Here is a 15,022-nt window from a genome sequence, read left to right on the forward strand (position 1 = left end):
AGGTGCGGCCATGGCGCTGGTCAAGGCTGTGATGACAGCAGCAGGCGGGTGCCCTTGTCCTGGACCAGCGCTTCCCAGGTCGCGTAGGGGCTGGGTGGGCGATAGCAAAACGCCTTCGGGTCATAGTAGCCCGTGACGCCGGTGATCACTCGCATCAGGTCAGTGGCGGCGGCCTTGACGCCGTCGTCGGTTACGCGCGCGCCGGCCCAGTAGTCGTTGCCGGGCCAGGAGACATGATCCCAGGCGACCAGGCTGTAGAGGCGGCAGTTGCTCAAGTCCTCGCCGGCTTCGGCATAGCGCGGCGGCGGGCATAGCTGCGGTTTGAGCGCATTGCCTTGCAGGAAGGGGCGCACGCGCAGCGACAGCGATCCAAATTCGCGGCTTTGGTTGCTAGATTCCACATAGGGATCGTAATAGATCACGCGAATCTTGGGCAGACGCTCGGCGTGGCGCTCGAGCAGGGCTATCAGCGCATCGAGCAGTTGCAGCCCGAGCTGCCCGGAGAAGGGGCCGGCGAACTGCCCGCAGCCAAGACCGGGGACGGTGATCAGGGCGGACTGGCCGCGCGCGGCGGCATCGGCGTTAGCGTATTCGAACAGCGGCAGCAGGCGGCGCTCGTACAGGGCGCGATAGCCGGCTGGGTCGATCTGGCCGTCGCGGGTGACCGCGGCCCAATCGGCCGGCGTGCAGCCGCGACCATTGCGCAGCAGGGCCCCGGGGATGAAGAGCAGGGTGGCGGCAAAGGGGGGCTGATGGATGCTCGGTTCCTGATGGCGCCCATCGTCAAATACCTGAACCGGCGCGGCCAGGCCGAGATCGCCGAGCAGTGACAGCTCGGCGGGGTTCCAGTCGCGCCCATCGCCATAGACGGCGGATTCGGCGAAGTATTGAGGGCGCTTGGTGTTGATGAGTCGTTGCAGGAAGTCCGCGTCGCTGAGCTGGCCCGATGCGAGATCGAGATCACCCAGGTCCGCGCGCAGACTGGCACCGGCGCGGTCGAGTCCCCGTTCGGCGAGCAGAAGGCGATAAGCGCTCAGGGCCTGGAGCGTATCCCGGTGGCAGAGCCATCGATAAGGCGGGTTGGAGTGATCTTCGGGCATGGAGCCTCCTGACCGAGGTGCCGAGAAACTCGACGCTGGCTATCCGATGAGGTGACAACCATAACCCAGGCAGCGGTCGCTAGACCACGGACGTGTCGCGTCCGGTAACCGTCGCCGGGCGCGCCTGCGCCGGACCACGGATGGCCTCCCAAAGGCTGATGATACGCGCGCGGTAGTCCGGTTCGTGCGCGGCGAGTTCGGCGTGCAGCCGCGGCAGGTTGTGATAGGGCACGATCGGATAAAGATGATGCGCGGTGTGATATTTCATGCCGTGCGGCTGCAAGATGTCGGCAAGCGGCGAGACGATGGTGTAGCTATCGCTCAGCTGGTCTTGCATGGTCGACGGCCGCTCCAATAGCTTTTCCAGTCCATGCTCCAGCGGGATGCGTAGAGCGAGCAACAGCCAGCCGCCGGCGAGCACCAGGTACAACCAGGGCAGGGCCTCGGGGGCGAGAAGGCCAAGTACTAACAGCAGGACCAGCGCGAAGCGGCTGCGGGCGACGATTTCGCGCCGGTGCCGTTCCTCGGGGATATTGGCCGTGTTAGCTCCACGGCGCCCGAGGTAATCGGCGATCACCGCCTCAGCCGTGGTGCCCCCGAGGCTGGCGGCGATGACTTGCAGCAGGCTCCAGAACGGCAGCACCAGCGGCGCAAGCAGCAGGACGACAACCGCAAAGCCCGGATGATGCCGGACGAGCAGATATTGGGGATCGGCGGCGGTGCCGAATATGCCCCGCGCGTGGTGGGTCAGATGGGGCTTATGGAAGCGGACCACCGGAAACAGGCTGATTGCCCCGACGGTGTGATCCCACAGCAGACGAAAATTGCGCATGCGCGGGTCTTGGTGATGGTGGACGATGTCGTGACCAAAGATACTGGCGCGCTGAATTGACATCACGGCCAGGAGGTAGGCCAGGGCGGTGCTTGGCACTCCCTCGGCATGCAGCAACCAGACAAAGCCGAGCACGAAGCCGCCAAGGTCGATGGCGAAGTCGCGATAGTAGCGGCGCAGGTCGAGCGCGAAGTGTTGTTTGTCGATTGACGCGGGGCGTGATGACGCCATTCGGAAAAACCTCCGCTGCATTCTCTGGAAACGACGTCACGGGCTGCGACGTCTTGGGGTGGTCATTCAGGTTCGCTGACGCTTGAGTGCGCGACCGCCGAGGTAAAAGAACACGAATGCCGGCATCAAGGCGACGTGGAAGGTGCCATAGAGCCCGAGGCCGGCCACCCCGTCGCCACCCAGAGGGATCAACATGGAGGTCGCCAGGGTCAGCACGATGGCCAGGGCCATGGTCCAGGAGCCGCTGCCATTGCGCAACCCGCGCAGGTGCAGCCCCAGGGCGAGCAGCATAACGACCAGGTTCCCCGCCACCAACACCAAGAAATTGTCCTCGGTTGCCACCAGCCAGCTAATCAGCGCCAGTCCGACCAGCCCAAGCGCGAGGCTGATGCGCTGACCGAGTGTCGACAGAAACTGACGCGCCGTCGACATCAGAAAGACAAAGATGCCGAGCGTCATCACGATGCGGGTGACGGAACGCAATGGGATGTCGGCGGGATGCCCGCTGCCTTCGAGGAACCCGTGATGAATGGTGCCGAGCAAATTGGCCAGCGCCGCCACCAGAAGATAGAGCGCGAGAAGCCCGGCGGCTGAGGTTCGCTCCTGATCGGAGCGGAAGGAGAGGCCCGCCAGAAAGGCGATGAAGACGGCAAGAATGGCGTTGGTGATGGCGGATAGCGCAAGATCAGTCATGGCGTGACTCCTGTGGGTGCTGGTCGCGGTGGCAGCGAGCGACCGTGGCGGGCGATACGACGGCGGGCGATGGCATCGAACAACGCATCGAGCCGTAGCAGCCGCGCGACCCCGACCACCAGCCCGTAGGTCAGCAGATAGCGTCCCAGCGACACGTCACGACGCCGAAAGCCAAAGGGCATCGGTGAAATGTATTCATCCAGCCGCGCCCGCTCCGCGGGGCCGAAATCCGAGCTGATGAGCCGCAGCAGCAGCGGCGAAGCCGGCACCCGCACTACCTTCGAAAACAACGTCCAGTCCCGGCGCGGATCGAAGCGCGCGAGCAGGGGAGCGAGGCCGTCCTGCTGCATCGCCTTCATCATCACCTCGAGATACCAAAAGGGGCAGGTGATGTTGCGATTGCTGCGCTGATAGCCGAACACGGCATCGAGCGCGGCGGCGTCGGCCTCGGCCTCGGCGCGCAAGGTCGCCGGTTCCGGCAGCGCGACGCGCCCGGACCACACGCGGGCAGCGTAAAGACATTGCAGCTCGATCATGTAGGGCAACGAGAGAATGGTCGGGCGCGCGAAGCCGAAGAACGCCAGCGAGGGATCATCCGGGTGGAACACTAGGCGGTGCAGTCGGTCGGTCGGGGTCGCGGCCAGCGCCTCGGGCAGGAAGGAGAAATCCGGCTGATAGCCGAAACTACAGACGATGTGGGTGGCTTGGACCTCGCGGCCGTCCTCGAACACCACCTGGTCGCCGGTGCAGCGCGCGATGCCGCGCGCCGGGGTGACACGCCCGTTCCAGACGTGCTCCAGCGCATGGCCGTTCTTGTTGAAGAACTGGCGGTACAAGGGAATGTCGTTCTGCCATTCAGCGATACCGTGACCCTGGTAGGAGAAAACGCTCCCTGAGGTGGCAAGATTACCGATATAACGCATGCCATGCACACCCTTTGGCGCCGAGGTGAGTAGGCCAAGGACAGCTGAAGAGTATTCGTCCAGCGCCATGTCGTGGCGATCATAGCGGCCCGGCGGTTGGCCGGGTCGCAGCGGCACCTTGCGGAAAAAGTGCTGACCACCGCGGATGGCCCAGGTCACCTTGGCCTGGGTTCCGTTGGCGAGATCATTGACAATATCCGCCGCCGTCTCGCCGCCTCCATAGACGATGACATGATCGCCCGCGCCAACACCGAGGTCGAGTGGGTGTTTGATCACGGCGGTGTGAATCAGGGCGCCGCTGAAGTCCGCCACCGGCCCGGTGATCGGCCGGGGGCGCTGGTGGACGCCGGTTGCGACCGCGAGACGTCGAGCCGCGAAGGTGCGCCCGTCTTGCGTTTCGACCTTCCACAGGTCAGCGGATTTGGACGCCCGTGCGACCCGGGCGCCGGTGACGATGCGCTCGCTCAGACCGAAGTGATCGGCGTAACGGCGCAGGAAGGCGAGCGCGTCCTGGTGGCGGAAGAAGTTGCCCGCGGCCTCGCCCATCGAGAAGTCGGAGGCTTCGGTCACATGCCGCGAGGACGACGACACCGTATTGCGCATCACGGTGATGGTGTCGGGGTCGTCGGAATAGTTCCAGACGCCACCGAGGTCATCCCTCGCCTCCAGCAGAGTCACCTCGAGTCCCGCCTCGCGGGCATACTTCGCGGCATAGAGACCGGCCCATCCGGCGCCGATCACCAGCAAGTCAGGGGTTGGATTCATGTATCAGCTCCCGGGGGGATGAAAAACACCGTGGTCATGGTCAAGGCTTCAGGATCAGCGTCTCGACAATGCCCAGTAGGTCATGCGCCGCCGTATTGGTCTGTGCCACCTGGCGCGCCACCTGGAGCGCATCTGGCGCGCCGGCTTGTGCCGTCATCGCCCGCGCTTGGCGCACAAACTGCAAAGGGTGGGTAAAGGTTTCGCCGAGCTGCTTGGTCCGCACCCAGCGGGTTAGAGCTTGTTCCTGTGGTAAGACACGATGTGCATCAATCAGCAATGGCAGACCCAAAGCCAGCGCCTCCGATACCGACTGCGGTCCGGCCTTGCCGACGAACAGATCGGCGAGTGCCAGATAGCGGTGGATATCTTCGCGGTAGCCGAGAACCAGGCGCGGAAAAGGCAGCTTCGCCGCGTCCAGCTCGCGCGCGAGTCCGGCGTTGCGCCCGCAGAGAAAAATGACCTGCGGCCGGAAATCGGCAGCGGCCAGGGCGTTCGCCAGTTCGACCAAGCGCGGACTGCCCTGCCCGCCATAACTCAGCACCAGGGTGGGCCGCGCTGGTTCAAGGCCCAGTGCGGCGCGCGCGGCCCCCGGATTCTCCGGTGGTGGTTGCAAAAACTGAGGTCGGATCAATAATCCGCCGGTGGCGAAAATACGCTCCTCCGGTTGCCTTTTGGCGCGCAGCTGCGCCAGGCCCTCGGATGTGCCGGCAATGGCAAAATAGTCTGTGCCCCGGGGGAACCAGACGAAGGGCGACACTTCGGCCCAGTCGGTCATCATGATCGCCAGGGGCACCTGGCCATTGCGGTAGCGCTGAATGGCGTCGATCATCGCCGGGTTGAGCATGGGCAACACCGAAATGACCAGATCCGGCTGGGTCGTCGCCCATAGCCGGGCAAATTCACGTCGGCCCGCCCGCCGCAGGAAGACCACGGCGATTGCCGACAAGACAAAGAAAGCCCGGCAAAATAGCCCGGTTCGACCGCCATCGAGCACCAGCTGGTTATAGGTAGCCTCCACATCCCGTCCTGTCCAGCGAGTGAAGGGATCGAGGTGGGCAAGCACTTCGCGATAGGGGTTGATCAGGGTGACGCGGTAACCGCCGTCGGCTGCGAGCAGATCGCGGAGTGCCTGAGCGCTGGCGCGGTGGCCGCCACCGGCATCCGTGTAGAGGATGACCACATGAGGGCAAGGAGCGGCGCTGTTTGTCGAGTCAGGCGTCAACAGCTGGCTCGGTCAGGAATGGCGCCGGGAACCTCACTTTCATCGCGCGGAGCTCCCCGCTGGAAGGCTGATGATAGGATGGCCGCACAAGCGCGCGGCGAACGCGCCTACCAACGCTTGATCATGGCCGCGAGACAGCAATGCACGAAACACAGCACACCTCCGATTTGCTCGCCCAAGAAACCATCGAGAGCATGCGCGATGCGGTGCTCTCATTTGACCACGGTGGCACCATCCTGATGCTGAATCCCGCCGCGGAGCGCTTGTTTCAGATCAGCGCCCGGGATGTTATCGGGCAGCGTTTTGCACAGACCTTTCTTGATCGCGAAGAGCTTGAGAACCTGAACGACGCGATTCTCGACGCCATCTATGATCCCACGACGCCGCATACCGCTGAAGTGCAGATCAAGCGCGATAGCGATGGCCAGGGCGAGTGCGGCTCAATTCTGCATCTGATAGTAAGCACCAATCTCCTGGTCGGCGAGCATCAGCAACCCCTGGGACTCGTGGCGGTGATCGCCGACGTTAGCGAGCGCGTTCGCCTGCTCCAAGAGAAATTGGAACAGGAGCGAATGCGCCAGCTGTTCGGGCGGCTGTTCGTCTACACCATCGGCGTGATGTCGATTTTTACCATCGCCAATAATTTGATTGCACGCTCCATTGTCAACATCGACCTCTACAGCCCCATCACGGCCTGGGGCGCTCTGGTGGTGTTGTTAATTCCATCACTGATCGCCATCCGCATGATGGACCTGACATTGCAAGACCTTGGTATTAGCCAGGTCGGGCTGAAACGCTCGCTCATTGAGGGGGCGATCGCCTCGGCGATCCTAGCAGCGCTCGTCGCCATTTTGGCCATCGTCCTCAAGCATTACGATCTCGTTGACGGAAAGGCGACGCCTTTTGAGTTTGTACCGGCGCTTTTCTACCTGCTGCACAGCTTCTTCCAGGAATTTATCACCCGTGGCTTCATGCAAAGCTCTTTCCAGCGTTTCCTGGATGACAAAAAAGGCTTTGCCTCTGTCTTTCTGACTTCTTCGCTGTTCGGTCTGTTTCATCTGCAATTCGGACTCGACGCTGTACTGATGACCTTGGTCAGTGGGGTCATCTTCGGTCTGTTTTATCTGCGTACCCGCAATCTTGCGGGCGTCACCATGCTGCACTTCTTTGCTGGCGCCTATGCCTTTTGGTTCGGGCTGATTTGAGGTTGCGGAGGCCGTAATTTGACGACGAAATGCATCTTGCGATCGATCAGTGCGCTCACCGGCCAGAACCAGTAGCGGAGTCCGTTCCGCTGTTCTTCCGCCGAGAGCCGGGCCAGGCTGAAGACGTTCTGCCACTGGCGAGACGACAGGAAATTGAAGGGCATGGGGGTTCCGGTCCCCACGTTGCCGATCCAATCCAGGGCGGTCATGATCGCTCGCTCCCACCAATTTTCCACGACATGGTCCTTGACGATGACCCAGGCGCGGGCCACGCGCGCCGCCTCCCGCAGCGTCACTTGGGGGGATTCGGTATGGTGCAGCATGTCCGCGCACAGCACCAGGTCGAAGGCGTTGTCCGGGAAGGGGAAGATGCATCCGTCGTAGGTGGATGCCGGAATCCGGCAGTTGGGGGGGCGATGAATGTCGATGCCCGCGATGTGCAGATCCGGTTTGGCTCGCAGCAGGCGTTCGGCGAGCGCGCCGCTCCCGCAGCCCACATCCAAGAGCGAGACCTTGCCATCGGGAAGCATCGGCACAACCGCCTTCACGATGCCATCGAGTCTGCGTCGATCTCCGCGGACCACTAGCGCTCGAAACATTCGTCATGACCTCTGTACAGACCGTTGATATCGTCGCGACCGCCGCGCTTCCCTGGCGAACGGGCACGGCCGTTCTCGCACTGCTGCGGGCCTTCTATCTGGCCCGTCGCGGGCTGGACGTTCATCTGTATCTGCCCTGGATCGTGCCTTGGCAGCAGCGCGAACTTTTCGGGGACGCGGGCGCCTTCGATACCGAGGAGGAGCAGGCGGCCCATATCCGCTCCAGCCTGCCGGAGCCGGGATGTCCCGATTTGCATTTGCGCTTTTATCCCGCCCGCTATTGGCCATCGCTTGGCTCCATTCTGCCCGCCTGCGCGCTGCCATCACGTCTTCGCCCTTGCGACTGGCTCATCCTGGAGGAGCCCGAGCATCTGAACTGGACGCGCCCTTGGAGCCGTTATCGCAGCCTGTCCCCACGCGTCACCGGGATGGTGTTGACCAACTATCGCTATTATTGCGCGCATGCCTTCCCTGCCGTCCGCTGGGTGGCTGACCTCCTGGAGCGCTACGACCGCTGGCTGATTCGACGTCTCTGCGATCACTGCATCGTCCTTGGCAACAGCATCACCGGGTTGCCGGACGCCGGTCGCTTTCTCGGCAGCGGCGTCCATCCCAAGTTCTTCTCCCAGGCCGGACGGGCGCGGACCGGGCTCTATTTTATGGGCAAGCTGATCTGGGAGAAGGGGTTTCGCGATCTGGTCGACCTGCTGGCGGCGGGAGGGCAGCGAGAGATCGACGTCTTCGGTCGGGGACGCGACCAGGATGCCATTGCGGACTATGCCCGGGAACGCGGGGTGCGTCTGTATTTCAAGGGAGTGTCAACCCGGCCAGCCCTGGATATCGCCCGCTACAAGATCTTCGTGAACCCGTCGCGGAGCGAAGGGCTCTGTACCACGACGGCGGAGGCCTTGGCGCAGCGCAAATTCGTGATCATTCCCCGGCATGCCAGCAATGCGCTCTACGATCCGTTTGGTAACGCATTGGTGTACGACTCGCCCGAGACCTTCCAGGCGTGCCTCCGGCATGCCATGACCCACCAGCCCGAGGTGGATCCGCTTGAGGAGAGCCTAAGCTGGGAGGCAGCCATCGACCGTTTATTGGCAGACCATGGGCTGCCGCGATGATGGCTTTGGTGCGCGCGGCCGTTCATAGAATTCTGGCCATGGACGCCTGGCTAGGACCTGGGCAACCGCGCTTGCAGCCAGTCTTTGAAAGCTGCATAGTCCTGATCGGGCGGCACGGGTAGGCGCTGTCTGCCCGGGCGGTTGGGAGAAGCGCATGTCGCATGGTGAGGCTCGATTGCGGAATGTCAGAACCTAAGACGAAGTCATCCGTGGCACTTGTGCCGGAACATTGTACGTTTCGCTGGTTACGCCTGGTTTCTGCCACTGGTTTTGGCATCTTTCTCTTCTTTTCTCTGGCGCTGATTGCCCGGGCGGCTGACCCCTCGGAATGGATCGTTCGCCCATCGATGCGCATCATTGAATTGACCGCCTTCACCCGCCCACGCGCTCGTCTGCCTGTGGTGGCGGAGATTGGTGGTCGGGTTGAAGAGGCGCAGGATGACATCGGCGATCCGATCGGAGCGGATGGCCAGTTCGCGCGCCTTGATGCAACCTTTCTGCAACTGGAGCTGGAGGACAATCAGGTCGAGCAGGCGCGGTTGCATGATCAGATCGCCTTCGATGAGCGCGAGGTCAAGCGCAATCAGGAACTCGCCCGCAACAAGAATGTCGCCGCCTCGCAGCTCGACCAGGCGCGCCAAACCTTGCGCAATAACACCCAGGCGCTGCATCGCGCCGAGGTGCGGGAACGGGTGCTCAAGGAAAAAATTGCCCGCACCCGGGTACTGGCGCCGGTCGGTTGGCTGGTGATCGAACGCCGCATCGAGCCTGGCCAATGGGTGGCCGACGGGGAGCGGCTTGGTGAGGTGGCGGATTTCTCTACCCTGCTGCTGCCCTTGGCGCTGACACCCGAGCAGCTCAGCGCCCTACGGACCATGCCCGCGCCACTGACCGTCAGGCTGCCGGAGTTGGGCCGCGAGGTGCCGGTGGCCATCCATCGCATCAACCCCGCCCTTGACGAGGGCACGCGCAAGATCGCCGTCGATTTGCGTCTGCAAGACGCTATCGAGCCCCAGCGCGGCGGCCTGCGCGCCGAACTGCGCCTGCCCTTGCCCGATCCGGACAGCCGACTGGTGCCCGCCGCCGCCGTGCAACGCGGATTCGAGGAAAACTGGGTGCGGCCGCGCGAAGGAGAAGCCATTGGCGTCACCATCCTCGGCAGCGAGCGCATCGACGGCGAGGACTGGCTACGCGTGCGCGCACCAGGACTCGCGCCGGGCATGGCGTTAAGCCCGCGCGACTAACTCGGCGCGATGAAAGCCCTGGTCCATTTCACCCTGCGCCAGCAGGTGCTGTTCAACCTGGTGTTCGCGCTAGGCATTCTGGTCGGTGTGATGGCGCTGGGGCAGATCACGGTCGAGCGCTACCCCGATGTGAACATGGGCAAGGTGCAGGTCGCCACCCTCTATCCGGGCGCCTCGCCGGAGGATGTCGAGGCGCTGGTGACGCGCAAGATCGAGGAGTCGCTCGAGGGGCTGGAGGAGGTGGAGTTCATTCAGTCGAGCTCGGTGCGCGAGCGTTCGATCATCACGCTCAAGTTCCGTGACGACACCGATTACGACGCGCTTTACAACCAGCTGCGGTTTCGCGTGCTGGGTATTCTCGACGAGCTGCCGGAGATGGTCGAGCCGCCGGTCTTCACCCAGTGGACCACCGGTGCCTGGTTGCCGGTGGTGGTGGTGAACCTGGTCGGCGAACGCTCCAATCGCGCGCTGGCGCTGATGGCCGAGCAGCTGCGCGCCGAGATGAGTCGGATTCCCGGGGTGAGCGAGGCGCGGGTGAGCGGCGACTGGACGCGCGAGTTCCACATCTGGCTCGACCCCGCCAAGCTCGCGCGTTTTGGCATCACCTTCGATCAGGTCGCGAGCGCGCTGCGGGACGCCAATCAGGTGATCCCGGCCGGGGATTTCAGCGACGGCTCCGGGGAGTTCGTGGTGCGGGTCGACGAGCGCTTCCGCGACAGCGCGCAGGTGGCCGCCGTGGTGGTGCGCGCCGATGCTGATGGTTCCTTTGTGCGCTTGGGGGATCTGATCAGCCGCGCCGAGCTCGGCTATCGCGATCCTTTTGTGATCCGCTCCGTCAGCGGGCAGGACGCGGTGGCCTTGAGCATCCTGAAGACCACCGACGGCGATGCGCTGAAGATCCACCGCGCGGTGCGCGAGATTCTGGCCACGGCCGCGCCGCGCCTGGCCGCGCTTGGGGTCGAGGCGGTGCTGACCCAGGATTCGACCACCTATGTCGTCTCCTCGATCTCCACCCTGGGCTGGAACATGATCGTCGGCATGCTGCTGGTCGGGGTGCTGCTGTGGCTGTTCATGGGGCCGCGCAACGCCGGGCTGGTCAGCCTGGGGATTCCGTTTTCCTTCTTGCTGACCATCACCATGACCTGGCTGACCGGCAACACCCTGAACGAGATCACCCTGTTCTCCTTCGTGCTGGTGTCGGGCATCCTGGTCGACGATGCCATCGTGGTGGTTGAGAACATCTACCGCCACATCCAGGACGGCGAGCCGCTCGAGCAGGCGATTGTCGATGGGACCGCCGAGGTGATGCCGGCGGTCATCGCCGCCACCGCCACCACGGTCGCGGCCTTCCTGCCGATGCTGATGATGACCGGCTCGACCGGGGAGTTCTTCGCCCAGATTCCCAAGGCGATCAGTTTTGCCATCATCGCTTCGCTGTTCGAGTGCATCTTCATCCTGCCGCTGCATTACCGTGATTTTGGCCCACGCCCGGTGGGGAGTGGCGGCATTGGGGGACGGGGTTCAGGCCCCGTCCAGGCGCGCGACCGCTGGCTGCTGAATGCGCTGATCAAGCCGACGCAGCGCCTGCTGGCGGTAACCCTGCGCTTTCGCTGGCTGACACTGGGTACCGTCGGCCTGGCCTTTGTGCTCAGCATCGCCATTCTCGGCGTCTCGGTGAGCGGTGTCCTACCCCTGATACGCATCAAGTTCTTTCCTGACGATTACAACCTTTACTATGTTTTCGTTGAAGGCCCACCGGACACGCCGCTGGCGCGCGTGGACGAGAAAGTGCGTGCCATCAGCACCGATCTGCTGGCCGATGGCCCTGGCTATGTCGACTCGGTCGCGGCTTTCGCCGGCTTTACCATCAATGAAGACTACGAGGAGGTCTATGGGCGCTATCTGGGCACCGTGATGGTCTCGCTGCCGCGCACCAGCGCGCGCGCTTTCAGCGATCCGCTCGCGCATTTGGAGGACATCCGCGCCCGAATGATTGCGACCCATGGTGGCGGGGACTTCAAAATCCGGGTGCGCGCCGAGAAGGATGGGCCGCCCTCGGGGAAGGATGTCAACATCCAGGTGGTGGGTCACAACGACCGCGACGTGGCCGGGCTGGCCGATGCGCTGGCCGCCGGGCTCAGCGATGATCCGTCGCTGGCGCCCTACCTGACTGACCTTGACGCCGGGCGCGCCGCCCCGGCCCGAGTGCTGCGCTTCAACGTCAATGCCGAGCGCGCCGGCGAGCTGGGGCTGACTCAAGGGCAGGCCATCGCGCTGGCGGCCTCGGTGCTCGATGGCCGCTATCTGGGCAAGTTTCGCCTGCCCGATGAGGAAATCGACATCAAGCTGGGCCTCGACCCTGGCGGGCTCGAGCGACCGGAGGACGCCCTGGCCACGCCGGTGCTGGAGGATCTGACCGGCCCGGTGCGCCTGGGCGACGTGGTGCGGTTGAGCCACCTGAGCGAGCCGAGCGAGCTGCGCCGCTATCAAGGGCTGCGCTCGCGCGTGATCACCGCCAATCTCGCCACCGGCGCGCCCATCTCGGCGGCCACCGTGGTGGCCTGGGCGCGCGAGCGTGAGCAGGCCTTGAGTGAGCGCTACCCCGGCGCTCATCTGATCTTTGGTGGCGGCTACGAGGACACCCAGCGCTCTTTCCAAAGCCTAATGCGCGCCTTCTTCGTCGCCATTTTGCTGATCTATCTCATCCTCGCCGTGCAGTTCCGCTCCTACGCGCAGCCGGCGTTGATTCTCTCGGCGGTGATGTTCGCCATCATCGGGGTGGTGTTCGGTAAGCTGCTGACGCAGTCGCTGTTCACCGTCAATAGCTTCATCGCCGTGGTCGGGGTAACCGGCGTGGTCATCAACGATGCCTTGGTCTTGCTCGAGTTCATCAATCGCCGCTACCGCGCGGGCCAGGATCGCCGCAGCGCTATCCGCGAAAGTGTCAGCCTGCGCCTGCGCCCCATTGTGCTCACCACCCTGACAACCAGCCTGGGACTGCTGCCGATGGCGATTGGGTTCCCCAGCTATTCGGTCATCTGGGGCACCATGGCCTCGACCTTCGTGACCGGATTGGCGACCGCGACCCTGCTAACCATCTTCGTGGTGCCGGTCGCTTGGGACTTGCTGACGGAATGGCAGGAAAAGACGGCCCGAAAATGATAAACTGTTGGGCTTTGTGCCCATTGGTCGGTCGCTGACACCTCCCTTCGCTGTCCGGAACCTTGTGATACTTAAGGCGTAACGGGTGTTCGCTCCGTGCGATCAGAAACATCCGCGACCAGGATCATCCCAACTCAAAGTCATCGAACCCTGCTGCATCATGCCTGCAACCGATAAACTGACGCCGCCTTCACGTCTGAGTCCGCGCACCCATCAGCGCGGGCTCGACAAGGTCGCGCGTATTCCGGTGAAGGTGGAGGCGGGCGCGCGTGCTGATGGTCAAGGGGCGCATCAGGCAGGCGGCCAGGGTCCAGCGCGGCCGCCGCGCAAGCCGGCCTGGATTCGCGCCAAGGCACCTTTGGGTGCTGGAGTAGCGCGCATCCGCCGCCTGCTGCGGGATGCATCCCTGGCCACGGTGTGCGAGGAGGCGCAGTGCCCCAATCTGGGCGAGTGCTTTGCCCATGGCACCGCCACCTTCATGATTCTGGGCGACCTCTGCACCCGCCGTTGCCCCTTCTGTGACGTGGCCCATGGCCGTCCCCAACCACCGGATGCCGAGGAGGCAGGACGTCTGGCCGAGGCCATTGCCGGCATGGGGCTCAACTATGTGGTCATCACCTCGGTCGATCGCGACGATTTACGCGACGGCGGCGCCGGGCATTTCGCATCCTGCCTGCGGGCAATCCGCGCGCGAAGCCCCGAGATCCGCCTTGAGGTGCTAGTGCCCGACTTTCGCGGGCGCGAGGCCAAGGCGCTGGAGCAATTCACCGGCGATGCGGTGCCCGATGTGTTCAACCATAACCTGGAGACCGTGCCCAGGCTCTACAAGCAGGCGCGGCCCGGCGCGGATTATCGCGGCTCGCTCGAGCTGCTGCGCGCGTTCAAGCAACGCCATCCAGGCGTGCTGACCAAGTCGGGCTTGATGGTCGGAATTGGCGAGACGCCGGAGGAGGTGCTGGCCGTCATGCGAGACCTGCGCGCGCATCATTGCGACATGCTGACCGTCGGCCAATACCTGCAGCCAAGCGCCGAGCACCTGCCGGTGCTAGAGTACTGGACGCCGGATGCCTTTGCCGAGCTGCAGGCCGAGGGCGAGGCGATGGGTTTTGCCAGTGTGGCCTCAGGGGCCATGGTGCGCTCGTCCTATCATGCCGACCAACAGGCGCACGCGCTGGTTCGTGCCGAATAGGTCGGCGAAACGCACTGCCATGTCCATCGAGCTCAAGACATACGTTTTCATCGACTCGCTGCAGCCGCAGCTCGCCGCCTATATGGGTAGCGTGTCCCAGGGCTTCTTGCCGGTGCCGGGCGATGCCTGTCTGTGGCTTGAGGTCTCCCCTGGCATGGCGATTCATCGCCTGACCGACATCGCGCTGAAAGCCACCCGCGTGCATCTGAGTCAGCAGGTGGTGGAGCGGGCCTATGGCACCATGGTGATCCACCAGCGCGATCAAAGCGATGTGCTTGAGGCCGGGCGCTCGGTGCTGAATCGCCTTGGCGTGCGTGAAGATGACCGCCAGAAGTGCCAGGTGGCCTGGACCGAGATCATCCGCGCGGTCACCCCTGACCATGCGGTGCTGATCAACCGGCAGAATCGGCGCGGATCGATGATTTTGCCCGGCCAGAGCCTGTTCATCCTGGAAACCGAGCCGGCCGGTTACATCGTCTATGCCGCGAACGAGGCCGAAAAAGCCGCCAATGTCACTCTGGTCGATGCCCGCGCGGTCGGTGCCTTCGGCCGGCTAACCATGGCTGGGCGCGAGGCGGATGCCGATGTCGCTGCCGCCGCCGCTGTCAATGCGGTAGAGAGCTTGAGCGGGCGGATTCGTTAGACGATTTTTGAGTGCTTGGTCGGGGACGCTTTCGCTGCGATTGCTCCCGGCTGAAGTTGCTCTCACCCATCACGCTTGCATCCATCAGTG

12 protein-coding genes are annotated in these 15,022 nt (G+C 63.8%); 6 read left to right on the forward strand and 6 right to left on the reverse strand.

Going from position 1 to position 15,022, the window contains the following annotated elements:
* Positions 1-20: 20 nt before the first annotated feature.
* The 5 genes from Thiosp_RS01985 to Thiosp_RS02005 all read right to left on the reverse strand — a co-directional run bounded on the left by Thiosp_RS01985 (position 21) and on the right by Thiosp_RS02005 (position 5,766).
* A complete protein-coding gene (locus Thiosp_RS01985) occupies positions 21-1,100 on the reverse strand; it encodes a hypothetical protein (protein WP_201068976.1) in 1,080 nt (359 codons plus the stop codon).
* Positions 1,101-1,179: 79 nt separating this feature from the next.
* Positions 1,180-2,163, reverse strand: a complete 984-nt coding sequence (locus Thiosp_RS01990) for a fatty acid desaturase (protein WP_201068975.1) — start codon at positions 2,161-2,163, stop codon at positions 1,180-1,182.
* 66 nt (positions 2,164-2,229) lie between these two features.
* A complete protein-coding gene (locus Thiosp_RS01995; protein WP_201068974.1) occupies positions 2,230-2,856 on the reverse strand; it encodes a DUF6962 family protein in 627 nt (208 codons plus the stop codon).
* A complete protein-coding gene (locus Thiosp_RS02000) occupies positions 2,853-4,544 on the reverse strand; it encodes a flavin-containing monooxygenase (RefSeq protein WP_201068973.1) in 1,692 nt (563 codons plus the stop codon). The genes Thiosp_RS01995 and Thiosp_RS02000 overlap by 4 nt, the downstream gene beginning before the upstream one ends.
* 40 nt (positions 4,545-4,584) lie before the next feature.
* The gene (locus tag Thiosp_RS02005; protein WP_201068972.1) at positions 4,585-5,766 is read right to left on the reverse strand and encodes a glycosyltransferase; all 1,182 of its coding nucleotides are present in this window, start codon (positions 5,764-5,766) and stop codon (positions 4,585-4,587) included.
* 140 nt (positions 5,767-5,906) lie between these two features.
* On the opposite strand from Thiosp_RS02005, the gene Thiosp_RS02010 reads away from it, so the two are divergent.
* A complete protein-coding gene (locus Thiosp_RS02010) occupies positions 5,907-6,971 on the forward strand; it encodes a type II CAAX endopeptidase family protein (protein WP_201068971.1) in 1,065 nt (354 codons plus the stop codon).
* Here the strand turns inward: Thiosp_RS02010 and Thiosp_RS02015 are convergent.
* Positions 6,944-7,519 (reverse strand): class I SAM-dependent methyltransferase, encoded by a 576-nt coding sequence (locus Thiosp_RS02015; RefSeq protein ID WP_201068970.1) that lies wholly within the window; start codon positions 7,517-7,519, stop codon positions 6,944-6,946. The two genes, Thiosp_RS02010 and Thiosp_RS02015, sit on opposite strands and share 28 nt — an antisense overlap.
* Before the next feature lie 56 nt (positions 7,520-7,575).
* Between Thiosp_RS02015 and Thiosp_RS02020 the strand changes: the two genes are divergently transcribed.
* From Thiosp_RS02020 to Thiosp_RS02040, 5 genes are all read left to right on the forward strand, one after another.
* Positions 7,576-8,694 carry a glycosyltransferase gene (locus Thiosp_RS02020; protein WP_201068969.1) on the forward strand — a complete coding sequence of 373 codons (1,119 nt, stop codon included), beginning with the start codon at positions 7,576-7,578 and terminating at the stop codon, positions 8,692-8,694.
* A gap of 347 nt (positions 8,695-9,041) precedes the next feature.
* Entirely contained in the window at positions 9,042-9,938 is an 897-nt protein-coding gene (locus Thiosp_RS02025; protein WP_201068968.1) for an efflux RND transporter periplasmic adaptor subunit, read from the forward strand.
* Positions 9,939-9,947: 9 nt separating this feature from the next.
* On the forward strand, positions 9,948-13,100 hold the full coding sequence (locus Thiosp_RS02030; RefSeq protein ID WP_201068967.1) for an efflux RND transporter permease subunit: 3,153 nt from the start codon (positions 9,948-9,950) through the stop codon (positions 13,098-13,100).
* Between the two features lie 160 nt (positions 13,101-13,260).
* Entirely contained in the window at positions 13,261-14,289 is a 1,029-nt protein-coding gene (gene lipA / locus Thiosp_RS02035; protein WP_201068966.1) for a lipoyl synthase, read from the forward strand.
* 19 nt (positions 14,290-14,308) lie between these two features.
* Positions 14,309-14,932: a hypothetical protein gene (locus Thiosp_RS02040; RefSeq protein ID WP_201068965.1), complete on the forward strand. Its 624-nt coding sequence runs from the start codon at positions 14,309-14,311 to the stop codon at positions 14,930-14,932.
* The last annotated feature ends 90 nt before the right edge of the window (positions 14,933-15,022 follow it).

The sequence above is a fragment of the Thiorhodovibrio litoralis genome (genome assembly GCF_033954455.1).
Taxonomy (GTDB): Bacteria; Pseudomonadota; Gammaproteobacteria; order Chromatiales; family Chromatiaceae; genus Thiorhodovibrio; species Thiorhodovibrio litoralis.

Coding starts and splice junctions, on each gene's coding strand:
- Thiosp_RS02030 (WP_201068967.1), top strand. CDS start 9,948: ATGAAAGCCCTGGTCCATTTCACCCTGCGCCAGCAGGTGCTGTTCAAC.
- Thiosp_RS02040 (WP_201068965.1), top strand. CDS start 14,309: ATGTCCATCGAGCTCAAGACATACGTTTTCATCGACTCGCTGCAGCCG.
- lipA (WP_201068966.1), top strand. CDS start 13,261: ATGCCTGCAACCGATAAACTGACGCCGCCTTCACGTCTGAGTCCGCGC.
- Thiosp_RS02025 (WP_201068968.1), top strand. CDS start 9,042: ATGCGCATCATTGAATTGACCGCCTTCACCCGCCCACGCGCTCGTCTG.
- Thiosp_RS02020 (WP_201068969.1), top strand. CDS start 7,576: ATGACCTCTGTACAGACCGTTGATATCGTCGCGACCGCCGCGCTTCCC.
- Thiosp_RS02010 (WP_201068971.1), top strand. CDS start 5,907: ATGCACGAAACACAGCACACCTCCGATTTGCTCGCCCAAGAAACCATC.
- Thiosp_RS01995 (WP_201068974.1), bottom strand. CDS start 2,856: ATGACTGATCTTGCGCTATCCGCCATCACCAACGCCATTCTTGCCGTC.
- Thiosp_RS01990 (WP_201068975.1), bottom strand. CDS start 2,163: ATGGCGTCATCACGCCCCGCGTCAATCGACAAACAACACTTCGCGCTC.
- Thiosp_RS02000 (WP_201068973.1), bottom strand. CDS start 4,544: ATGAATCCAACCCCTGACTTGCTGGTGATCGGCGCCGGATGGGCCGGT.
- Thiosp_RS01985 (WP_201068976.1), bottom strand. CDS start 1,100: ATGCCCGAAGATCACTCCAACCCGCCTTATCGATGGCTCTGCCACCGG.